The 17,111-nt window shown below is 58.4% G+C and carries 35 protein-coding genes and 1 tRNA gene; 16 read left to right on the plus strand and 20 right to left on the minus strand.

Annotation, left to right across the window (positions count from 1 at the left end; genetic code table 11):
* Positions 1-2 precede the first annotated feature (2 nt).
* The 3 genes from NCT04_RS21620 to NCT04_RS21630 all read right to left on the minus strand — a co-directional run bounded on the left by NCT04_RS21620 (position 3) and on the right by NCT04_RS21630 (position 1,307).
* Positions 3-545, minus strand: coding sequence for a terminase small subunit (locus tag NCT04_RS21620; protein ID WP_250467712.1), 543 nt, complete (start codon positions 543-545; stop codon positions 3-5).
* 284 nt (positions 546-829) lie between these two features.
* Entirely contained in the window at positions 830-1,222 is a 393-nt protein-coding gene (locus tag NCT04_RS21625) for an HNH endonuclease (protein WP_250467641.1), read from the minus strand.
* A 9-nt stretch (positions 1,223-1,231) separates the two neighbouring features.
* Positions 1,232-1,307 (minus strand) — tRNA-Met (locus tag NCT04_RS21630).
* 45 nt (positions 1,308-1,352) lie between these two features.
* Here NCT04_RS21630 and NCT04_RS21635 point away from each other — a divergent pair.
* On the plus strand, positions 1,353-1,505 hold the full coding sequence (locus tag NCT04_RS21635; RefSeq protein WP_250467642.1) for a hypothetical protein: 153 nt from the start codon (positions 1,353-1,355) through the stop codon (positions 1,503-1,505).
* Positions 1,506-1,596: 91 nt separating this feature from the next.
* On the opposite strand, the gene NCT04_RS21640 is transcribed toward NCT04_RS21635, so the two are convergent.
* From NCT04_RS21640 to NCT04_RS21715, 16 genes are all read right to left on the minus strand, one after another.
* On the minus strand, positions 1,597-2,181 hold the full coding sequence (locus tag NCT04_RS21640; RefSeq protein WP_250467643.1) for a hypothetical protein: 585 nt from the start codon (positions 2,179-2,181) through the stop codon (positions 1,597-1,599).
* Complete coding sequence (locus NCT04_RS21645) at positions 2,178-2,528, minus strand: phage protein NinX family protein (protein ID WP_250467644.1); 351 nt, start codon at positions 2,526-2,528, stop codon at positions 2,178-2,180. Before NCT04_RS21645 ends, NCT04_RS21640 begins: the two co-directional genes overlap by 4 nt.
* A complete protein-coding gene (locus tag NCT04_RS21650; RefSeq protein ID WP_250467645.1) occupies positions 2,525-2,746 on the minus strand; it encodes a hypothetical protein in 222 nt (73 codons plus the stop codon). The genes NCT04_RS21645 and NCT04_RS21650 overlap by 4 nt, the downstream gene beginning before the upstream one ends.
* Positions 2,747-2,822: 76 nt before the next feature.
* Entirely contained in the window at positions 2,823-2,996 is a 174-nt protein-coding gene (locus tag NCT04_RS21655) for a hypothetical protein (RefSeq protein ID WP_250467646.1), read from the minus strand.
* Positions 2,993-3,358: a hypothetical protein gene (locus NCT04_RS21660; RefSeq protein WP_250467647.1), complete on the minus strand. Its 366-nt coding sequence runs from the start codon at positions 3,356-3,358 to the stop codon at positions 2,993-2,995. The genes NCT04_RS21655 and NCT04_RS21660 overlap by 4 nt, the downstream gene beginning before the upstream one ends.
* Positions 3,355-3,777 (minus strand): DUF1364 domain-containing protein, encoded by a 423-nt coding sequence (locus tag NCT04_RS21665; RefSeq protein WP_250467648.1) that lies wholly within the window; start codon positions 3,775-3,777, stop codon positions 3,355-3,357. Before NCT04_RS21665 ends, NCT04_RS21660 begins: the two co-directional genes overlap by 4 nt.
* Positions 3,774-4,241 (minus strand): hypothetical protein, encoded by a 468-nt coding sequence (locus NCT04_RS21670; RefSeq protein ID WP_250467649.1) that lies wholly within the window; start codon positions 4,239-4,241, stop codon positions 3,774-3,776. The genes NCT04_RS21665 and NCT04_RS21670 overlap by 4 nt, the downstream gene beginning before the upstream one ends.
* Positions 4,238-4,897: a hypothetical protein gene (locus tag NCT04_RS21675; protein ID WP_250467650.1), complete on the minus strand. Its 660-nt coding sequence runs from the start codon at positions 4,895-4,897 to the stop codon at positions 4,238-4,240. Before NCT04_RS21675 ends, NCT04_RS21670 begins: the two co-directional genes overlap by 4 nt.
* Positions 4,897-5,406 (minus strand): hypothetical protein, encoded by a 510-nt coding sequence (locus NCT04_RS21680; RefSeq protein WP_250467651.1) that lies wholly within the window; start codon positions 5,404-5,406, stop codon positions 4,897-4,899. The genes NCT04_RS21675 and NCT04_RS21680 overlap by 1 nt, the downstream gene beginning before the upstream one ends.
* On the minus strand, positions 5,406-6,002 hold the full coding sequence (locus NCT04_RS21685) for a DUF1064 domain-containing protein (RefSeq protein WP_250467652.1): 597 nt from the start codon (positions 6,000-6,002) through the stop codon (positions 5,406-5,408). Before NCT04_RS21685 ends, NCT04_RS21680 begins: the two co-directional genes overlap by 1 nt.
* On the minus strand, positions 5,999-6,514 hold the full coding sequence (locus NCT04_RS21690; RefSeq protein WP_250467653.1) for a hypothetical protein: 516 nt from the start codon (positions 6,512-6,514) through the stop codon (positions 5,999-6,001). Before NCT04_RS21690 ends, NCT04_RS21685 begins: the two co-directional genes overlap by 4 nt.
* Positions 6,507-7,286 carry a helix-turn-helix domain-containing protein gene (locus NCT04_RS21695; protein WP_250467654.1) on the minus strand — a complete coding sequence of 260 codons (780 nt, stop codon included), beginning with the start codon at positions 7,284-7,286 and terminating at the stop codon, positions 6,507-6,509. Before NCT04_RS21695 ends, NCT04_RS21690 begins: the two co-directional genes overlap by 8 nt.
* Entirely contained in the window at positions 7,283-8,068 is a 786-nt protein-coding gene (locus NCT04_RS21700; protein ID WP_250467655.1) for a Rha family transcriptional regulator, read from the minus strand. Before NCT04_RS21700 ends, NCT04_RS21695 begins: the two co-directional genes overlap by 4 nt.
* Positions 8,069-8,076: 8 nt before the next feature.
* Positions 8,077-8,271 carry a hypothetical protein gene (locus NCT04_RS21705; RefSeq protein ID WP_250467656.1) on the minus strand — a complete coding sequence of 65 codons (195 nt, stop codon included), beginning with the start codon at positions 8,269-8,271 and terminating at the stop codon, positions 8,077-8,079.
* On the minus strand, positions 8,271-8,759 hold the full coding sequence (locus NCT04_RS21710) for a phage regulatory CII family protein (protein ID WP_250467657.1): 489 nt from the start codon (positions 8,757-8,759) through the stop codon (positions 8,271-8,273). Before NCT04_RS21710 ends, NCT04_RS21705 begins: the two co-directional genes overlap by 1 nt.
* 356 nt (positions 8,760-9,115) lie before the next feature.
* Complete coding sequence (locus NCT04_RS21715; protein WP_250467658.1) at positions 9,116-9,319, minus strand: helix-turn-helix domain-containing protein; 204 nt, start codon at positions 9,317-9,319, stop codon at positions 9,116-9,118.
* A 91-nt stretch (positions 9,320-9,410) separates the two neighbouring features.
* On the opposite strand from NCT04_RS21715, the gene NCT04_RS21720 reads away from it, so the two are divergent.
* The 12 genes from NCT04_RS21720 to NCT04_RS21770 all read left to right on the plus strand — a co-directional run bounded on the left by NCT04_RS21720 (position 9,411) and on the right by NCT04_RS21770 (position 15,185).
* The gene (locus tag NCT04_RS21720) at positions 9,411-10,337 is read left to right on the plus strand and encodes an XRE family transcriptional regulator (RefSeq protein ID WP_284509401.1); all 927 of its coding nucleotides are present in this window, start codon (positions 9,411-9,413) and stop codon (positions 10,335-10,337) included.
* Between the two features lie 15 nt (positions 10,338-10,352).
* Positions 10,353-10,772: a DUF6232 family protein gene (locus tag NCT04_RS21725; protein WP_250467660.1), complete on the plus strand. Its 420-nt coding sequence runs from the start codon at positions 10,353-10,355 to the stop codon at positions 10,770-10,772.
* Between the two features lie 70 nt (positions 10,773-10,842).
* The gene (locus tag NCT04_RS21730) at positions 10,843-11,115 is read left to right on the plus strand and encodes a hypothetical protein (RefSeq protein ID WP_244828917.1); all 273 of its coding nucleotides are present in this window, start codon (positions 10,843-10,845) and stop codon (positions 11,113-11,115) included.
* A 31-nt stretch (positions 11,116-11,146) separates the two neighbouring features.
* Complete coding sequence (locus tag NCT04_RS21735; protein WP_250467661.1) at positions 11,147-11,362, plus strand: hypothetical protein; 216 nt, start codon at positions 11,147-11,149, stop codon at positions 11,360-11,362.
* A 460-nt stretch (positions 11,363-11,822) separates the two neighbouring features.
* The gene (locus NCT04_RS21740; RefSeq protein WP_250467662.1) at positions 11,823-12,371 is read left to right on the plus strand and encodes a type II toxin-antitoxin system HicB family antitoxin; all 549 of its coding nucleotides are present in this window, start codon (positions 11,823-11,825) and stop codon (positions 12,369-12,371) included.
* The gene (locus NCT04_RS21745; RefSeq protein ID WP_250467663.1) at positions 12,364-12,621 is read left to right on the plus strand and encodes a hypothetical protein; all 258 of its coding nucleotides are present in this window, start codon (positions 12,364-12,366) and stop codon (positions 12,619-12,621) included. Before NCT04_RS21740 ends, NCT04_RS21745 begins: the two co-directional genes overlap by 8 nt.
* A gap of 384 nt (positions 12,622-13,005) precedes the next feature.
* Positions 13,006-13,167 (plus strand): hypothetical protein, encoded by a 162-nt coding sequence (locus tag NCT04_RS21750; RefSeq protein ID WP_250467664.1) that lies wholly within the window; start codon positions 13,006-13,008, stop codon positions 13,165-13,167.
* Positions 13,164-13,286: a hypothetical protein gene (locus NCT04_RS34465; protein WP_284509394.1), complete on the plus strand. Its 123-nt coding sequence runs from the start codon at positions 13,164-13,166 to the stop codon at positions 13,284-13,286. Before NCT04_RS21750 ends, NCT04_RS34465 begins: the two co-directional genes overlap by 4 nt.
* A gap of 27 nt (positions 13,287-13,313) precedes the next feature.
* Complete coding sequence (locus NCT04_RS21755; protein ID WP_250467665.1) at positions 13,314-13,457, plus strand: hypothetical protein; 144 nt, start codon at positions 13,314-13,316, stop codon at positions 13,455-13,457.
* An 80-nt stretch (positions 13,458-13,537) separates the two neighbouring features.
* Complete coding sequence (locus NCT04_RS21760; RefSeq protein ID WP_250467666.1) at positions 13,538-13,687, plus strand: hypothetical protein; 150 nt, start codon at positions 13,538-13,540, stop codon at positions 13,685-13,687.
* Positions 13,688-14,072: 385 nt separating this feature from the next.
* On the plus strand, positions 14,073-14,558 hold the full coding sequence (locus NCT04_RS21765) for a hypothetical protein (RefSeq protein WP_250467667.1): 486 nt from the start codon (positions 14,073-14,075) through the stop codon (positions 14,556-14,558).
* 63 nt (positions 14,559-14,621) lie between these two features.
* Complete coding sequence (locus NCT04_RS21770) at positions 14,622-15,185, plus strand: hypothetical protein (protein WP_250467668.1); 564 nt, start codon at positions 14,622-14,624, stop codon at positions 15,183-15,185.
* A gap of 34 nt (positions 15,186-15,219) precedes the next feature.
* On the opposite strand, the gene NCT04_RS21775 is transcribed toward NCT04_RS21770, so the two are convergent.
* Positions 15,220-15,786 carry a hypothetical protein gene (locus tag NCT04_RS21775; RefSeq protein WP_250467669.1) on the minus strand — a complete coding sequence of 189 codons (567 nt, stop codon included), beginning with the start codon at positions 15,784-15,786 and terminating at the stop codon, positions 15,220-15,222.
* Between NCT04_RS21775 and NCT04_RS21780 the strand changes: the two genes are divergently transcribed.
* Genes NCT04_RS21780 through NCT04_RS21790 form a run of 3 tightly spaced genes read left to right on the plus strand, consistent with a single transcriptional unit; the run spans position 15,785 to position 17,066 of the window.
* Positions 15,785-16,477, plus strand: a complete 693-nt coding sequence (locus tag NCT04_RS21780) for an ASCH domain-containing protein (RefSeq protein WP_250467670.1) — start codon at positions 15,785-15,787, stop codon at positions 16,475-16,477. The genes NCT04_RS21775 and NCT04_RS21780 overlap by 2 nt on opposite strands.
* Positions 16,474-16,737, plus strand: a complete 264-nt coding sequence (locus NCT04_RS21785; protein ID WP_250467671.1) for a hypothetical protein — start codon at positions 16,474-16,476, stop codon at positions 16,735-16,737. The genes NCT04_RS21780 and NCT04_RS21785 overlap by 4 nt, the downstream gene beginning before the upstream one ends.
* Complete coding sequence (locus NCT04_RS21790; protein WP_250467672.1) at positions 16,734-17,066, plus strand: hypothetical protein; 333 nt, start codon at positions 16,734-16,736, stop codon at positions 17,064-17,066. The genes NCT04_RS21785 and NCT04_RS21790 overlap by 4 nt, the downstream gene beginning before the upstream one ends.
* Positions 17,067-17,111 lie beyond the last annotated feature (45 nt).

Raw genomic sequence — 17,111 nt, forward strand, 5'->3', positions numbered from 1 at the left:
GCTCAGACCTTCTTGCCGCCATTCGCGACCAGTTTCGGCGCAGTGAGCGCCGCGAATTTGCTCGCGGCATTCTTAGCGGCTTGAGCCTTTGCGTCTTTCTTGCCGCCCTCGCCAAGCTTCTGGTGCATGAATGGCATCAAAACCTGCGCGGCAGTGACGCGCAGCCGCGGCTCCGTCCGTCCATCGTTCATCGCCGCCAGCAGAAACGCCTTCGGATCGGAGAAGTGCGTCATCGCGTTCAGGTCGAACCCCGCCGCGCGCGCAGCGCTCGCCATAGCGTCAGCCGCGCTTACCGCATCGCTTTCATCCGCCGCTTCCTCTGCCTCGTTGGACGCTGAGGCCGCTTTCGGTGCTCGTACAGCCTTCGCGCCGCCCTTTTTGCGCCGCTCGGACAGGTACGCAGCGATGTCCAAGTCTTTAACAAGACGCGAGCCAGCAGCCGATGCCGTCTTAACGCTGTAGCCCGCCGCGACAGCCGCGTCCTTATTGGATTTGCCGGCCAAAACAGCGTCGGCAAACAGCCGTTTCTTTGCTGTTAAAGCCATTAACAAATCCTCAAAATGACGATTTTTTCTGTCCGTGCGGGAACGGGCGGTCTAGGCCAAAATTACCTGTGAACTTTTGACCCACCCCCACCTTTACAACGGCAAATTATACAATCCGCACCGATTTGGTGCTGGTCGCGCACCATTCGTTGGTTTCACACAACAGTTTCACGAAATACGGCCCGGCTGCTCATATATGAGGCAATCCAGAGCCCTCGTCATGCTTTTTCCCACTCAGCAATAAGACTTATATTGCCGAGTAAAAACCATGCCAGCTTTGCGCATCAGACCTGCGATTCCTGTCGCTGCTTCTCGCCGCTGTGATGCCGCGCGCACAGCGACTGCCACCGCGCACTGTCCCAGAAGACCTTCATGTCGCCGCGATGCGGGTCCATGTGGTCAACGACCGATGCGTACGGCAAAGCGAGGCGGCGCTCAGTGCATGCAAGGATGATGGCTTCGATGCTCGTCGCCGTGATGCCAGCGTCGCGCAGGCAGAACGCACAAAAGGGATGCGCGGCAAGGAACGCCGCACGCGCTTTCTGCCACTTGAAGCCGTAGCCACGCTGCGCGCTGCTCGTCTTGTCCGTGCGCCATGAGCCGGGCTGCATCGTTGCCACTCGCGCACTCGCCTGTTGCAGGCGTGGCTTGAGCGTTTGCAGTTTCGGTCGGTTCATGGCGCTTGTTGGTAGCGGGGTGCGGAATCGAACCGCATGCTTCGAGCTTATGAGACTCGCTGTCTACCGGTGGCTTACACCCGCTGTAGAATCTTTGCGCCGGGTGGGCCGGCACATCAAAGGAAAAATTATGGCTAAGAACGAGAAATCATCGAAAGCGATGGCTTCGCTTGCCGGTAAAGTCTTATCGCAAAAGAGTTCGACTAAGGCTGCAAGAGAATTGGCTGGGTCGGTACTCACCCAAGCGCCTGATAAAAAGAAGCCGCCGAAAAAGAAGAAGTAATGCAAAAAGCCCGCTTGGCGCGAACCGAGCGGGCTTTTCTTTGGGCGAGCGAACGCCCCACGCGCGAAATAGTACGATACGACGGACGGGTTTACAACCCCTTCGTGCAAATAAGCCCCTTCCCGATTAATGCCGGCCGCATCAGAGCTTTCGCTTCCACATAGTCGCGGTCCTGCGTCGCCGGACTACGCGGATTCTGGAATACAACCGCGCCCGCGATGAAGTTGCGCACGGCAGTCATCACAGCGATGCGATGCGCAAGCGACAGCTTCTGGATGATCGGATCAACAGCTTTGCCGGTTGCAGCGCGAAGCTGGTTGTCTACTAGGTCGCTCAGCTCGGAATGATCCATCCACTGTCGGCTGATCTTGAAATCGCGACACGTAGAATCCGCCCGGCCATATCCGAGCGCTGGCTCATAGGCCTGACTCCACTCATACCATTCAGTCAGCACAGCGTTGATCTCGTCCGCAGCAATGGCGCTCGTCGTCATGTTGGTCCTCTTTCCGTATTGTTCGCAGCGGTGTCCGTGATTCTTGCCAATGGCGCAGATGGTTTGCATGGAGCCGATGAATTCGAAAGTTCGTTGGTGCGGGCAGCCCTTGCAGGTGCTGCTCTCCTTGTCGATCAGTTGCCGAAGCGGATCGCGGAATGAGCGCGGCGCGCGCGGTATCACTCGGCCACCTCGAAGCCGAACGCCTCGGCCACGCGCAGACGACAGATCGCCACCTTCGGCGACTCGTCCGTGCACATGCCATGAAAGTCGGGATTGAGGTGCGCTTCCGCCAGCCATTCGAGCTTTCCGTCTTCGCGCAGGCGCGGATATGTCAGGTAGCGCTGGCGTTCGGCAATCGGTGCGGTGATGTGCCAGTTCTCAGACGGCTGATACTTGAGATAGCCGACGTGTTGCACGTCGATTTGGCACCAGTCCGCGCCGCACGCGTGCTTCACTTCAGCTTGCATGCCTTCGGCTCTCGCGACCCAATAGTCGAGCTGCGCGCCGGTCAATTGATCGACGTTCATTTGGCGTCCTTCGGCACACAAAGAGCGTGCACTGATGCTCGGCTGCTCCCATAAAGCTCTTCGGTCTGCGCTTTCACCTGCGCGCGGACGGTGTCCGCAGCCTTCGCGCAGGCCAACTGCGAACCGAACTCCTGCATGGCGACGGATGTTGCTGGGGCCCATATGCCGCCCGAGTAGAAATTCCATGCCGTCGAAACAACGAGGATCCACGCGTTCATTTCTGCTCCACAGGTTTAGTCCAATCACGGCGCTTGATGCCGAGCGCCACCCAAAGAGGATCGAAGTTGTCTGGGATCATTTGATACCTCGTTTGAGACCTGCCTCAAACCCGACGGCAATGAGCTCCGCAATGGCATCGGGAAGCCTCAGGGGCATGCCGGCAAGTTCACGCGCTCTTTCAGAGACAGCTTTCCGGCATGCATCCTGATCGAACGCAGGTGCAAATTTCGAGTTATCGAGTTCGTTCATGCTGCGGCTCCTTTCGATGTCGGCGCGTCCGGCGCCATCCAGATGTAATCGTTGCAGTCGCGAAATTCGGCTAGCGACTTCCAGTTCTCTGCGTACAGGCAATCGACCCAGGCGTATTCACGATCCACCCATGCCTTCTTCGGGATCGAGCCGCGATAGCCTTCAGGAATAAATGCCAGTGCCAAGCACATGTATTCGGCGCCGCTACGGTCGAGATGCCGGACGCGGCGCAGGCCGTGCACCATCGTGTCTTTCGGCGTCTTCTGCGTCATGTACGTGTAGCGGCCGCGCATGCCTTGCTCAGTCACAAGACCAACGACGGGTATCCGCACCGTCAACTTCTTCGGCTCCATCGTGTTCACGCTGCTTCTTCCTCTTTCAGACCCATCTTTCGAGCACGCACCGGCTCCCAGCGCTCGTATGCGCGATCCCACGTCGCGAACTTGACCTCGCGTGATGCGTTTCCCCAGTCGATCCATGCGTGACACGTCATGCACCCGGGCACCGTGAATTCGTGGCGCGCTTTGATCCCCATGCCTTTGCCGTGCCGGCCTTGGTTGCTATGCGCGGGCACGACCGTGCCGCCGACCGAGCCGATGCAGACACCGGGCACGGCCAGGAAGCACCGCTCTCCGCGGCATGCCGCCAGATACTTCGAGCCTTCGGCGACGGTCGGCTTCTTCACGCGCGCCTTGATCTTTGCGCGCTGCTGCATCGTCGAGCGGCTGGCAATCTTGCTGTATTGCTTGCCGGGCTTTCGCTGGAAAGCGGAGCGCTTCATTGGTCGCACCCTTTGCCGACGACGTGCGAATCACCCGGCGCGGTGAATTTCTGCCAGTGCACCCAGCCTTGCATCGGACAGTGAAAGCCCCAATGGCGATAGCGCGGACCGGTTACGAAAAGCGTCCAGCACTCGCCGTGTGTCAGCTCGATGCGGTGCGCAAACGTGCCAAGCAAACGCAGCTTCCATTGGCCGGCCGTGCGTTCCGTGCGCACGTTGATGCCGCCTGGATCGATCGTGTGCTCGGTGTACGTACCGCGTAGCAAGATCGACAGGTTCGACCACGGGTGATCGTGCAGCGCGCGGTCGTCGTCACTGCGCATGAAGCGATGCAAGTAGACGTTGAAGAGCCGATTGCGCGGGATCACCCACCAGCGAATTAGATACGGGTCGTCATGCCCGCCGATGACGACGTCGGGCACGCGGCGAGTGATACGCGAGATGAGCCATTCGGCGAGATTCATGCGGCCACCTGTTGGGCGATGGTTGAAAACGGGTTGTGGCCGTGCCGCTTCAGTTGCTGACGGAAGCGCCACTCACGGCAGGCTTGACTGGCCGATTTGCGCGGCGGCTTCACTGCGTCATCGGCTTTACCGACCATCCAGCGCGCAGTCAGATTTCCGTACTGGCTCATGCGCTGATAGCCTGCGATGTGAAACGCTCTGCCGTGGCGGCGGCGAAGCACCGTCTCGATACCGTGAAACGAATGTCCGGTGCGCTCGACCATCTCCTTTATCGTCAAAGGGATCCCTTCTTCGAGAATCGCAGCAACGACGCTTTCGAGATGCGAATAGCCGGTGCGCCCGAGCTTCTTCTTTCGGTAGGTCAGACCAAGGCGTTGCGCTTCGGCGCGCGCGGAGTCGTACGAACGGCCAGGCAACTGCTTCAAGCCGACCTTGATGGACTGTTTGCCGCGCCAGATCTTGGCGAGAATGGCCTTTTCTTCTTCGCTCCAAAACCGCTCATTAGCGATAGCCATCCCGTACTTCGATGCCTTCGACTTGGCAGAGTGAAATGTGCGGCCTGGAAGCCGATGCATGTTTTCGGAAAGGCATGCTTCAGCGTCGTAGATCTCGCGCAGCACAGCCTTTTCCTCGTCGCTCCAGCGCTTGCCGCCCATTACGCAGCCTCCAGCTCGAAGCGCTTTGTCAACGTGCCACGCTTCACGCGGACGACCTGACGCGACTCGACGCGGCGCAGCGATTCGCCGTTCGCACGGGTGTATTGCAGCTTTGTGACCGTCTCCAGCAACTGCTCGAACAACTCGATGCCAGCGTTCACCGCAGGCAAGCCACCCGTGCCGAACACGAGCCGCGCGCGAGTGTTGAAGTTTTCAGCGCACTCGATCATGGCGTTCTGGGCAGCGAAGATCACGTTGATGCCGATCTCGCGATTGCCAGCTTCCTCGCAAAGGATCTGGGCGATGTTGAGAGCGTTCGTCACCGTATGCCAGGCGTCCTTCTCGTTCGTGCCGCGCGACAGCGAGAACGCGGCAGCATGCACCGCCGTTAAGATCGACGTGCGCGTATTGGCATCGAGCGGCTCAGATCCGTTCGAGATGAACGAGATGATGTCGGTCCGCTTCGACTTCGGCATGTAGCGCTTGCGCGGTTTCTTGGTCGTGCCCATCAGATTTCCTTCACCGAGATGTTGTGCACCGCGAGCATCTGCTTACGCTTTTGGATGTAGGTGCGGTTCTTCCGCGTCGCGATAGACTTCACGTCTTCGACGACTTCCTTGCCGGCATCGACATCGAAATAGACGAAGTCGGCGACATACTTCGATGCCCGTTCCCATGTACCGTCGTCGCGCTGCTTGCGGGCGGTGAGGACATACGGGACCTGCAAACGCAGTTCGCGGATGCGGCCGGCGGCTTGCAACTGGACCAAGTGGAACCAGCGCGAACGCTCTTTCTCGCTGTCGAACTTGATGCCGTTGTGCTCGCACTTTGAGTTGCGGTACTTCGGCGGCTTCTTCGACTGCATGTGAAGCATCAGTTCGCGCGACGGCTCGAACCGCGCGGCGCAACTCGCGATCGTTTTGCCAAACGGGTCAAGCGGGTCGTCCAGCGCACTCGACTGAGGCGGATTGCCGGTGCGCTTGTAGATCTCGCGCTGGGCGTGCGTCATCTGAGGTAGAACGCTGTCGTCGCGCACGCGCGCGGTGCCGACGTTTTTCGTTCCTTCAGGCACGTACATCGGCCAAGGTGCGGAGCGCTTCGTCATGCGGCACCCATGCGTTTATCGTCTAGCTGCAAAAGCGTCGCGGCCTCGTCGCCTCCGGCGTGGCCCACAGCTTTCGCGATTAGAACGTGCAGGCCACGGATGCCGTCTTCGGTCGTCAGGCCGCCTTCGCGTTCGAGTCGAGTCTGTGCGATCGCACGGCGCGCGCGCTCGATCTGCTCGGTGCGCAGCGCTTCGCTCATCTCTAAGCGCGGCACGTCGCTTTTCGAGATCCACTGACGCGGCATGAGCGACTTGCAGATGTCGCGGAACTCAGGCAACGTCGGCGGAAACGTCTTGTGCTTTTCCGAGCACTTCGCCAGCGCTTTCAGCACCAGCGGCTGCGAAAATTCGCGCAAGCCGTTGAGCCAAACTTTGCGCGCCGACACCATCCCGACGTCTTCGCCGTTCTCAACCTGGCCAATGCGATACTTGTCGAGCACCGAGTTCCCGTACATGCCATGCAGAAGCATGAACAAGTTCTTGATTTGCACTTCGTCGATAGCGTCAGACATCGATGTACTCCGCAGGAACGTTGCTGGCCGGGAAAATCGCGGCAGCTGCTGCCGATCGATCGTTCTTGCCCGTGCTGCCGCGCTTGTTCTGCCCGGCCCAATCTGCTCGGATCGCCTCCATGAAGGCCTCATCCCAATCGGCGTACGTGTAGCCTTTGGCTCGGCACTTGCCGACGAACGAATCGAAATGCGCTTGCAGGTTGCGATGACCCTTCTCCGCCGCCCAGGTACGAACGCGCTCAGAGATCGAGAAGTCAGCCGAAATCGTCGTCTTTGTCGGAGCACGTTTCCGGGCGCGCGCGGGATGCGCAGCATCCTGTACTTGGTTCATTGACGGTTTAAGGACGGTTAAGGACGGATTGGGTGTCACCGTGACACCCCGTGATGCCTCTTTTGACACCCCGTTAGCGTCTGGCTGACACCCCGTTGCCGTCTCCGTGACACCCCGTTCGTCACGACCCGTCACGGTGACACCCCGTGACTTCTTCATCGACATGTCGTAGCAGACCGGCCGACGGTCACCGCGAGCGATATATGCCGCGACGACTTTCTGGTTTCCTTTCACGATCAAACCGAGTTCTTCAAGCAAATCCAGCTTGCGGCGGATGGTGCTTTCCGACATGCCCGTGTCTTGCTGCAGAGTCGCTGTCGATGGGAATGCTGCCTTCCCGGTGTTGTCTGCGTAGTTGGCCAGACACAACAGCACGTGGCGCGCATGCGCTTCGGTGACGATCTGCTGTTCGATGGCCCACGCCATTGCTTGGATACTCACGCTACGGCTCCCACGACGCGCGAAGACACGAGCCCATGCAGATCAGCAAATCGCTCTACGTACCAGTGCGGCTGCGTCTCGCGCGGGCTGTTCGGATTGGTGATGTTCTTGCCGTAGAGAAGACCTGCCTCGGTGACCGCCCAGAAGCGCTTCGTGCCATTTACGGCGCGCTTCGACGTGCTTTTGCGCACTCGCTCGGCTTGCATGCCCGCGTCGGCGAGAAGGCGGTTATACGTGCGCGGCGAGATCGAAATGCCGTGCGCGACGAGCAGCTCCGTCAGCGGCTTGGTTTCCATCGAACTGCCCGCCGTCGAATCGGAAGCAGCATCAACGGCATACGCCGGCAGAAACGTGGATTCCAGACCATGGTTCTTGGCGATGTGAGCCAGCATGGCGATCTGGCTCGACGGAGAAGGCTTCAGCAGACGCGTGAAACACTCAGCGATAGCGATCTCGCCCGCAAGTTTCGATTGCGAGAGCGTCGGCTGCGTGCGCGTCTCAAGTTCCGTCCAGCGATCGATGATGCGAGCGCGCATCTGGATGTTGTATCCGGAGACGAGAATCAACGTCTCGCGCTTCGGAAGCTCGAAGATTTCCACTTCACGAACCGAGCCATTCGGACCTGCAATTTTTGCTACTGCTGAAAAGTCAGCCGCAGCTTTTCCAAGATCCACAAGCATCTTGCGGATGTCTGCGAGCACGTTGCGGTGCTCTTTACCCGTCAGCTCCGCGATCTCTCGGCTGGACATCGTCGGGCCACTGAGTTTTGCAATGTCGTTCATGGATGACCTCACAGGTCGTTGTCGTGACCGCACGGCAAAGAGCCGTCGGCGTTTTGCTTCGCACCGCACGCGATGCAGATCTTTTTCGGCTGTTGCGCGCGCTCGCGCTCTTGCCATTCGGCAGTGAGCGGACCGTCGAACATGCGGCCGGTCGTGATGAAGTCGGGGAATGCCATCGGGATGAAGCCAGGGCCGGCGCTCATCACGAAACCTTCTTCACGAGCGCCGCGGCAGCCGATTGCGGCTCGCGACGGTAGATGCGCTTCGTCAGCATGTTGATTTCCTCGACGGCTCGGTGAATCAGGCCGCCGATGCGCTCAAGGTCAGCCATTTCCTGATCGTCGACTTCGCCATCAGCGGTAGCTTCGCGGAAGCGCTTGGCGAGCTGGCCGTAGTGCACGGTCAGGCTCATGAACTTGTCGACGATCTCTTCGTTGTCGGGCTCTTCGCACGCGTCCGGCAACTTGACCATCACCGCATTGCGTTGCGCGAGCCAAGCTTCGATGATTCGCTCGTCGTCGGTCATCTCCGTCATCTGGACGGCGTTCATCAGCGTCAGGTGATGGGTTTCAGTGTTCGGATTGACCTTGCTGCGAAGCACAGCTGCCGACATTCCAAGACGCGGCGCGAGCGACTCACACCCGCCTTTGTAATCGTGAGCAACTGCGTGCGCTGTATCGAGGATGTTCAATTGAATCTCCAGACGAACGTTTTTACTAAGGGTTGACCCGGTTACAGTGGCGTCGTAGGTAAAAAGAACGACATGAACGGGGTAAAACAAAAATGACAACAAGCGCGAGTGACCAAAGCGCCGTTAGTACTGCGAATCACAGACCGGTGAGCCATCCACTCAAACCGGCAGCAGACTCGGCGCCGCTTACTTCGTTACTTTTGCTGGTCCTGCTGAGTCCGTGTGCAGTTTGCGGGCTTGCAGGACCGCTTCTTTACGCGCCTCGTCGAGTTGGTTACCTCGAATCCCCGCCGCGATAAGACCGAATAGCATCGTTCGAATCTCTTTCTGGACAGCCGCGCTGATTGGCGTCTCGGTCATACAGCCGCCCGCTGAGACACCACCTGCTCGTACAGCCGGACAATCGCCTGCAGCGTTGTGCCCTTGCAGTCAGGCTGACCATTGAGGATGCGGTTGACGGTCGGCTGCGAGGTGCCCAATTTCTCGGCGAGCGCGATCTCACCAAGCCCCAAAGCGGACTTGATCTCTTTCAGCATTTGGCGGGCAGTTGGCGTGTTCATAAAAATCATTCTATACGCAGATGGATAGACGGTCAATACATCAATGGATACTTGTTTGTCTAGTTCTTATACGCCCGCGTATATTCACGGGATGAACATCTCAGACCGTCTCGATTTGCTGATGAAGCTTCGCAACATCGGCAGCCAAAGCGCGCTCGCGCGCAGCTCAGGGGTTCCTCAGCCGACTATCAACCGTATCCTGAAAGGCACGACCTCCAGTCCGGACGTTCCGACGCTTCAGAAGCTCGCGACTGCGCTCGAGAGCAATGTGAACTGGCTTGCCGAGGGCCTCGGCCCAGGGCCTGATAGCCCCGATCACCGGCCAAAAGACCCCGTTATTCACGGGATTGGGGACGGCGGCCTCGCCGCTAGAATTAAGTCTTTGCTGGAGGACTTAGGCGGGAACGAGACCCGCCTAGCAGCGGGCGCGAAGACAGATCTCGCGACGGTGCTCGACCTTCTCAGCGGCAAGATTCAGCGTCTGGACGTCGATTTGGCGGTTGCGATGCAGGAGGCCTTCGGTGTCAACTCAGTCTGGTTGATGCTCGGTAAGGGTCCGCGGAAGACAGCTATCCGGCACAACGACCCGTATGAACCAATCCCTGTCACAGGCTGGCGGGGTGTACCGGTAGTGGGAATGGCCCAGTTAGGAGACAACGGTTTTTGGGCTGACGTGGAGTACCCCGTCGGCCAAGGCGATGGCTTCGTAGATGTGCCGACGAAGGACAAGGACGCGTACGCCATTCGTTGCAGCGGGGATTCCATGCGCCCGCGGATTAAGGATCGTGAGTTCGTTGTGATCGAGCCGAACCATCCGATCGAGCCAGGCGACGAAGTGCTCGTGAAGTCGAAAGACGGCCGGGTGATGGTCAAGGAGTTCCTGTACAAGCGATCTGGGCGCGTGCATTTGATCTCAACGAACGAGCAGCACGGCACCATCTCGTTTGCGGATGAGGAAATAGAGAAGATGCATTACGTAGGATGGATCGCCAAGCCTTCTGCATGGCGCCCTGATTAAAACAAAAAGGAAAATATGAACACCACGAGAGAGCCGGCATGGCAGGAAGAAACGACGGCAGCGTCATCGAGGACTGAGCGGGTATTCATGGACGAGGGACCTATTCGCGTGACGAGCGCGCGGTTCCTGGTTCCGGGGAACACCTTCGCAATGAGCGGCGTCACTTCGGTGAGACATATCGAGAAAGATCCGGCGCTCGTTTTTGGTTACCTTCTGATCATCGGCGGTGTTTTCTTGTGTCTAAGCCCAAGCTTGATCGCGATGGGCGTCATTTTCGTCTTGGGCGGTGCCATCTATCTGTGGAAAGGAAAAGGGAGATACAACGTCCGACTGCAAACCGCGTCTGGCGAAATCAAAGCTTTGACCTCCCGCGACAAGGATTTCGTCCGGCGCGTGGTATATGCCTTGAACGAAGCAATTGTCTACAGAGGCTGAACGCATGCGCAGATACGTTTTCGCCTTAGTACTTAGCGCCTCGATCGTAGGCTGCGCATCGAGCGGCGACATGCGCGAGCGCGCGCCTGTATTTTCTGGAAAGACCTCCCGGCCGGCAGTCGAATATGCCGGCTGCGTGCAACAGGGTTGGATCGACGCCGGTTACCTTGGCGTCAATTTCGTCCCTACGCCTGGCGGCGTTACGTTGAGCACCACTGGTGTCTCGGGAACATATCTCCTGCTCGACGTTGTAGCGGATAGCGATACGCGGCGAGTGACGTTCTACAGCCGCGCCGTCTTCGGCGAGCAGAAGTACATCGATGTGGCGCGGAAGTGTTTGTAACGCCCATGTCTTTCCACAAGATGGCGGACCTATGAATGAAAACGATGTCGCCTGGACGAAAATCCAGATGTTCAAAGCCATCCGGGCCTACCAAACCGGGTTAGCAGAAATCTCCGCTCGGGCAGACGATTTCTCCGGGCAGCTGCAAGGGGCTGCGCTTACTCCAGAGGTGCGCACGTTTCTCGACCAGATCGCCGGCCTAGTCGTCAGCACCACAGTCGACGTAGCGGAGCTACTCGACAAGTAAGGCGCGGTGAAGCTACGCATCGCGGGGCCGCCTTCGGCGAGCATAGGTACGTTGATGTGGTGAGGAAGTGTTTGTGAATATGTAGACGGTTACAGATTTAGTCCCACATCCTAGGTGTGGTTCGGCACAAATATTCGGCTAGCCGGGTTGAAATGTGCTATCACAGACAATATCATGAATAATGCGAGACTTGAGAAGGTCAAGCGCGAGCTTCGCGAGGTAAGGCGGAATCCTCAGAACAGACGAGCAACTGAACTTGAAGCGTTTGCTAAGCAAGTAGGAAGGAAGCGTGATAACCGCGGAAAAGAACCCACTTGGGTCCGAGAAATCGACCCCCAGCTCAGTCCTCCATTGAGCATACCGCACCACTCTAAAGATATTCCGCCAGGAACCGTTAGAAGCATCGTAGACCAGTTAATCGACGATGTAGATGAGTGGATACAGTTTCTTCAGGACGAAGATGAATACGACGATGACGACTCCTAGTGAGATCCTCAGCAAGCCTTACGCGCGCCGGATTGTTAGAGATGAGAGCGGAGCGTACACGGCATCAATTTTGGAATTTCCGGGGTGCCTCGCTTACGGCGATTCTGCATCAGATGCTTTGGCTGAACTGGAAAAGGTGGCCGAGTCTTGGCTTACGGTGGCGCTAGCCAACGGGAACCCAATCCGCGAGCCATTCGATTCCGACGGCTACAGCGGGAAGATCGCTCTTCGCTTGCCGCGGACCCTTCATCGACAAGTGGCCGAGTTCGCTGAACTGGAGCATACCAGCATCAACCAACTGCTTGTTCACGCAGTATCCCGTTACATTGGCGGGGCGGAGACGATACGAAACGCGGCTTCCGCAATGTTCTTTCCCATCCACATCAACCTTGCCAACCTAGGCAGCCTGCAGAACTTTCGCGTAACGCGAAAGCTCCCAACTGCGGGGACGATGATTGCATCTCCGGAGGCGCTAGCTCCTCTTACCAAGACTGTGACGGGCGTTGAGGTAATCCATGGCTGAACCTACTCAATTTATGTTAACTCATAAAGAGCTTGTGACAGTGCTTGTGAAAGAGGCTGACGTTCACAGCGGCATTTGGCAGCTATCGTTCAATCTGGGCTTCGGTGCTGCCAATATGGGATCTGGGCCCGAGAAGGACGACCTGAATCCCACAGCCATAATCCCTATTCTGGGCGTAGGCATCCAGCGAGTCGATGAAATCACTAATTTGTCTGTTGATGCCGCGCAGGTAAATCCTGTCCAACGTTGATTGGGATACGAAACCCGCTCCGGCGGGTTTTTTGTTGCCCGCACGCTTGCCTTCGTTGATGCGTCTCCTATACTCGAATCGGCCATAGCTCAACTTCAGTCGTCCACACGACTTGAGGCCAATCCCGCACCAATCTCCCCGGTGCGGGATTTTTTTTGCCTACGCGCAGCACCCTCCCCGGCTGTTACAAATTTATCCGTCGATCTATTCATTTGCGTATTGACTGCGTCTATTCATCGACGTATAGTTACTCCCATGCACTCACTCACCGACCTCGGGAGACGAACATGGGAAAGCTCGCTGCAATAAGCGTAGGTCTCTTCGTTGGCATCCTCGCGACGGCGGGTGGTCTTTGGCTCATGACCATCTAACCGGGGAAAGACGATGGAACGCGCAATCAACGACAACGCTCTGCTGGACATCGCTCGACTGAGCCGCGTTGATCGGATCTACAAGACGATCGGCATGGGCTCGGCGGTCGCAATCTCGATCGGGATGGTTTGGTTCCTCTGCGTCGCTGTGCCGGCCGGAGCGCTCTGGAAATGAGCCTGCTGAAGATCTGGGGCGTCGTCCTCATCGTCGCGGCCGTGTTCCTGGTCATCGATTCCGAGACGTCTCACCGCAAAGCTGAAATGGAACGCTGCGCGCATACGCGCTGCATCTGATAACGCATCCCGAAAAGGCTCACCCTCATGTCCACTTTGCCGATAGTAGTCCTCACCGTTTGGTCGCTCGCCGCAATTCTTGCCCTTCTCTTCAATCGCGGCGCCGCTGCTTTCGAAAAGCAGCAGCAGTGGCTTGACTCGGTGCAGATCCAGCGCCCCGCCTCGAACTAATCACCCAGCGAGGGGAGGCCGCCGTCCATCGAACCAGGCGTGACAGTTCGGAGAGACGGCCAACTAACAGGGGAAACGAAATGGGCGAACTAGCCGACAAGCTGGAAAACGTGCGGGTTGAACTTATGGATTGCTTGCGCTTGGCAGATGAGGACCAGAGCAACGCGTTTGTTGGACAGCTTGAATTTATTGTCGAAAGACTGGAACTCCTACAAAAGAAGGTCGAGTAACGGGACACGACGCGACACCTGCCGGGCCTGTTGTGGGCGCAAAGAGTGGTGTGACAGCCGGAGAGACGGCTTGTTGAAGTGTGGCGAATGCGCAGGCTGATGCGGTCGTGCATGAACCGATGCCGATACATCCGCGCATGCGTGCGTGGAATGTCAGAAAGCGGCAACGCCGGAGATCAGCACCGGCCGCCACCCTTGAACAGAACGCACAGGGCGAAGCCCGCAGCACCTACGCGGAAGTTGCAGGCGTAGGCCGTTAGCTGAGGACGGGCTCCTCGGCCTACCCGCCGGAGATGGTGAATATTCCCGGCGCCGGACGAAGGGTAACCGGCACATATAAAACGGCCGCACGTCCGCCACGTGCATTTCACGAGGAGCACCAGAAATGAAGAAGCAAATCGCATTGGCAGTCGTCGCAGCAGCATTCGCATCGTTGTTCAACGTTGCTCACGCAACGGGTATCGAAGGTGGGATCGTCGTCGGCGCCGGAGCATCGGCATTCGGCGGCAGCGTGTCAGGCTCGGCTGCCAGCATCAGCAACGGCAACGCAGTGACGGCCGCGCAGGTCGGCGGCACGGGCGCTTCGTATCAGAACGCGTTCAACAACACGGGCGGCACAGCAACGATTGGCGGTGGCGTGAATAGCGTCGGCGCGACGGTCGTCACCAACACGACGCAGTTCTCGAACTCAGGTGTCACGGGCTCGGCGGTCGGCAATGCCCCGACGAACGTCGGCAACAGCATCGCGAATGGCGGCGCGGCATACGGCAACACGACGACGGCCGCACAAGGCAGTGCGCAGTTCGCGACGGGCGCCATCGGCGCGGTTGGTGCAATCGGCGGTATCGCAGGTATCTCGGTCATCCACTAAGCGCAGCGCTTCCCATAACCGGTAGCGGGGTCGAGCGACCGACCCCGCGCCCAGGAGCCTCACATGAAAACGACTTTCATCGCCCTCATAGCGCTCTTCGCGGTTGCACCCGCGATGGCTCAAGTGTCGGGCAACGCAGAGAACACGTCAACCACGTCTTCCGTGGCAGGCGCGACGAATCAAGGCAACGCTCAACAGATCACCTTCAACAGCCCCAACAAGATCGAGTACAGCGGCAGCTACACGGCGCGCACGACCGGCAATGCGGTCCTCCCTGGCTTCGCAGGTTCGTTCTCTGGTGATTATTGCGGCGGAACGGCTGGTCTTGCCGCTGGCGGACCGGGTTTCGCGGTAAGCGTTGGCGCGCCAAAGATCGACGAGGCGTGCGTGATGCTCCGCACCTTCGAACGCGTGCAGCAAGCCGCGGTATCTGATCCCGAAAACGCAAAAGAACTCCGATCGGCAGCGCTGGACATCCTCGCTTCGATCGACCCGAGAGTCCGCTCGATCTTCGTGAAGCACAAGCTGCTGAAGGGCGAGACGGAAACGACAACGACGAACGCCGATGGCCAGCAAGTCTATGCGGTAGCGCAGCCCGAGTCGACGCGCGTTTCATCCGGTAACTGAGAATCCGCAAATGATGCCCCAGAGAGCCTTCACCTCAGTCGTCTCCATAAAGCTCTTGGCCGCTCGGTTCATCTGCATGGGTCGACGCGAAGCTTTGGCACTGCTGCATCACGAGCGAAATGTATCTCTCGATCTCATCTATCCGCTTGCTCCAATTGAGAGCCATATCTTCGGTAATGGGGACTGTGGGATCTTGAGAGCCTCTGGCTATTTGTTTGACGATCTCTTCTCGCGCGACTTCATGAAGCGATATTGCTTTGGCAAGCCTGAACCCGCTTTTTTTTGGCAGTTCGGCGAGTGCCTCAAGATCCTCGCTCGAAACGCGCAGAACCGGAATATCCAGAAATTCATCTGCTTCCTGCTTAGCATCGCCTCTATCGTTGTCAGTCGAAAAATCAAGGCGCGCAGATGCTGCCGCCAACTGATAGCGAAGACGGGCAAGTCTTGGATAAAGTTTTGCCGCAACCAACGCAGCACGCGTTCGATTGATGCCCAAGCTTGTTCGATAAGCCAAAACAGATGTCCCGACCGCAACTACAACTGCAAGCGTCCCAGCGGAAGCCTGTGCAAAAGAGAGCCAATCTTCATGGTGCCAACTCATGCGTGACCTCCCGATTTTATTTTCTGGCGCGATGGTACGAGCCATCCTCGACGGACGCAAGACACAGACGCGGCGCGTCGTGAAGGCGCGACCGGGCTGGCCCATTGGATTCGTCGGCGGCGCCGGTGACCAGAACGACCCGCGATGCTACGGCTTTGAGGACTTGAACACGGCGCAATGGTGGACGCTGCAGGCCGACGGTAGTTCTGACAATCACCAGATTCCATGCCCGTACGGTGCGCGCGGTGATCGTCTGTGGGTGCGCGAGACGTTCCAAGGCCCTATGTGGGAGGAAGGAACGTGGGATCCGGACACTGACTACCACTCGCCGAAGTATTGCGAGTACCGCGCCGACGGAGGTCCGACGCCGGAGTACGTCGACTTCGAGGACAACCTGCATCAGGGCTGGAAGCCGTCAATCTTCATGCCGCGCTGGGCGTCGCGCATCGCGCTCGAAATCACCGGCGTGCGCGTCGAGCGCTTGGAGGACATCGGTGAAGAAGACGCTCTTGCTGAGGGTGTCGAAAGAGGTCACGAAGGCTACCACATCGACGGCGGGCGACACTTTCACGCGGCGAGCCCGCGCGGCTCCTTCGCGTCGCTTTGGGACAGCCTGAACGCCTCACGCGGTCTCGGCTGGGACGTCAATCCATGGGTCTGGGTCGTCGAATTCAAAAGGATCGAAGCATGAGCGGCGCGGAGATCAAATTTTGGGGCGAGCGCGCATTCGAGGCTGTTTACAGTGCCGAGGCATGGTGCGCAGAAAACGGCTACTCAGTCGGCGCTGCGCAACAAGGCGCACCTCGCGGGCTTCTTCGTGGTGACTTTGCGATTGCCAAATGGCGGAATCTCTCGCCTGCTGAGCGCCTTTCCCTCGACGGAACGATGACCGGCGACATGCGCAACGGACCCGTCACCATCCATATCAAGGCAACCGGAGAGAAAGCATGAGATTCACCATCGCTTGCAGAAACGGAGAGTCTCTCGAAACAGTCGGCGATCCTGTCGCGCTGCCGAACACGGGCGACGAGCTTTTCGTCGTGCACTTCAACCCGTTCTTCAAGAACGATTTCATCGAAGCGTACGGCGGCGCGGCTCCGTTGTACGAGAGCGAATTGTTCCGGGTGTCACACGTTCTCAGCGGAGCCCGCGTCGCGGGCGGCGACACGATCGACGAGGCTATCGAACACGCGATAGCGAAGCTCATCGACAAAGGCGAAGAGGGTTTTCAGCGTGCGCTCCGGCGCGTCAACGAAGAACGTGGCCACTCGGCAGGCTGATTTGCTTTCTGCGGTATCGCACCCGCGCCCATAAAGGAGAAGAAC

The organism is Caballeronia sp. GAFFF2, from assembly GCF_023631485.1.
Classification (GTDB): domain Bacteria; phylum Pseudomonadota; class Gammaproteobacteria; order Burkholderiales; family Burkholderiaceae; genus Caballeronia.

Excerpts from the sequence above, each read along its gene's own strand:
- NCT04_RS21650 (WP_250467645.1), bottom strand. The coding sequence starts at position 2,746 with ATGAACGCGTGGATCCTCGTTGTTTCGACGGCATGGAATTTCTACTCG.
- NCT04_RS21655 (WP_250467646.1), bottom strand. The coding sequence starts at position 2,996 with ATGAACGAACTCGATAACTCGAAATTTGCACCTGCGTTCGATCAGGAT.
- NCT04_RS21750 (WP_250467664.1), top strand. The coding sequence starts at position 13,006 with ATGGAACGCGCAATCAACGACAACGCTCTGCTGGACATCGCTCGACTG.
- NCT04_RS21700 (WP_250467655.1), bottom strand. The coding sequence starts at position 8,068 with ATGAACGACATTGCAAAACTCAGTGGCCCGACGATGTCCAGCCGAGAG.
- NCT04_RS21625 (WP_250467641.1), bottom strand. The coding sequence starts at position 1,222 with ATGAACCGACCGAAACTGCAAACGCTCAAGCCACGCCTGCAACAGGCG.
- NCT04_RS21645 (WP_250467644.1), bottom strand. The coding sequence starts at position 2,528 with ATGAACGTCGATCAATTGACCGGCGCGCAGCTCGACTATTGGGTCGCG.
- NCT04_RS21785 (WP_250467671.1), top strand. The coding sequence starts at position 16,474 with ATGAGCGGCGCGGAGATCAAATTTTGGGGCGAGCGCGCATTCGAGGCT.
- NCT04_RS21745 (WP_250467663.1), top strand. The coding sequence starts at position 12,364 with ATGGCTGAACCTACTCAATTTATGTTAACTCATAAAGAGCTTGTGACA.
- NCT04_RS21780 (WP_250467670.1), top strand. The coding sequence starts at position 15,785 with ATGCGTGACCTCCCGATTTTATTTTCTGGCGCGATGGTACGAGCCATC.
- NCT04_RS21685 (WP_250467652.1), bottom strand. The coding sequence starts at position 6,002 with ATGACGAAGCGCTCCGCACCTTGGCCGATGTACGTGCCTGAAGGAACG.
- NCT04_RS21620 (WP_250467712.1), bottom strand. The coding sequence starts at position 545 with ATGGCTTTAACAGCAAAGAAACGGCTGTTTGCCGACGCTGTTTTGGCC.
- NCT04_RS21770 (WP_250467668.1), top strand. The coding sequence starts at position 14,622 with ATGAAAACGACTTTCATCGCCCTCATAGCGCTCTTCGCGGTTGCACCC.
- NCT04_RS21790 (WP_250467672.1), top strand. The coding sequence starts at position 16,734 with ATGAGATTCACCATCGCTTGCAGAAACGGAGAGTCTCTCGAAACAGTC.
- NCT04_RS21760 (WP_250467666.1), top strand. The coding sequence starts at position 13,538 with ATGGGCGAACTAGCCGACAAGCTGGAAAACGTGCGGGTTGAACTTATG.
- NCT04_RS21730 (WP_244828917.1), top strand. The coding sequence starts at position 10,843 with ATGCGCGAGCGCGCGCCTGTATTTTCTGGAAAGACCTCCCGGCCGGCA.
- NCT04_RS21680 (WP_250467651.1), bottom strand. The coding sequence starts at position 5,406 with ATGGGCACGACCAAGAAACCGCGCAAGCGCTACATGCCGAAGTCGAAG.
- NCT04_RS21755 (WP_250467665.1), top strand. The coding sequence starts at position 13,314 with ATGTCCACTTTGCCGATAGTAGTCCTCACCGTTTGGTCGCTCGCCGCA.
- NCT04_RS21670 (WP_250467649.1), bottom strand. The coding sequence starts at position 4,241 with ATGAATCTCGCCGAATGGCTCATCTCGCGTATCACTCGCCGCGTGCCC.
- NCT04_RS21675 (WP_250467650.1), bottom strand. The coding sequence starts at position 4,897 with ATGGGCGGCAAGCGCTGGAGCGACGAGGAAAAGGCTGTGCTGCGCGAG.
- NCT04_RS21775 (WP_250467669.1), bottom strand. The coding sequence starts at position 15,786 with ATGAGTTGGCACCATGAAGATTGGCTCTCTTTTGCACAGGCTTCCGCT.
- NCT04_RS34465 (WP_284509394.1), top strand. The coding sequence starts at position 13,164 with ATGAGCCTGCTGAAGATCTGGGGCGTCGTCCTCATCGTCGCGGCCGTG.
- NCT04_RS21715 (WP_250467658.1), bottom strand. The coding sequence starts at position 9,319 with ATGAACACGCCAACTGCCCGCCAAATGCTGAAAGAGATCAAGTCCGCT.
- NCT04_RS21665 (WP_250467648.1), bottom strand. The coding sequence starts at position 3,777 with ATGAAGCGCTCCGCTTTCCAGCGAAAGCCCGGCAAGCAATACAGCAAG.
- NCT04_RS21705 (WP_250467656.1), bottom strand. The coding sequence starts at position 8,271 with ATGAGCGCCGGCCCTGGCTTCATCCCGATGGCATTCCCCGACTTCATC.
- NCT04_RS21635 (WP_250467642.1), top strand. The coding sequence starts at position 1,353 with ATGGCTAAGAACGAGAAATCATCGAAAGCGATGGCTTCGCTTGCCGGT.
- NCT04_RS21735 (WP_250467661.1), top strand. The coding sequence starts at position 11,147 with ATGAATGAAAACGATGTCGCCTGGACGAAAATCCAGATGTTCAAAGCC.
- NCT04_RS21765 (WP_250467667.1), top strand. The coding sequence starts at position 14,073 with ATGAAGAAGCAAATCGCATTGGCAGTCGTCGCAGCAGCATTCGCATCG.
- NCT04_RS21740 (WP_250467662.1), top strand. The coding sequence starts at position 11,823 with ATGAATACGACGATGACGACTCCTAGTGAGATCCTCAGCAAGCCTTAC.
- NCT04_RS21720 (WP_284509401.1), top strand. The coding sequence starts at position 9,411 with ATGAACATCTCAGACCGTCTCGATTTGCTGATGAAGCTTCGCAACATC.
- NCT04_RS21725 (WP_250467660.1), top strand. The coding sequence starts at position 10,353 with ATGAACACCACGAGAGAGCCGGCATGGCAGGAAGAAACGACGGCAGCG.
- NCT04_RS21690 (WP_250467653.1), bottom strand. The coding sequence starts at position 6,514 with ATGTCTGACGCTATCGACGAAGTGCAAATCAAGAACTTGTTCATGCTT.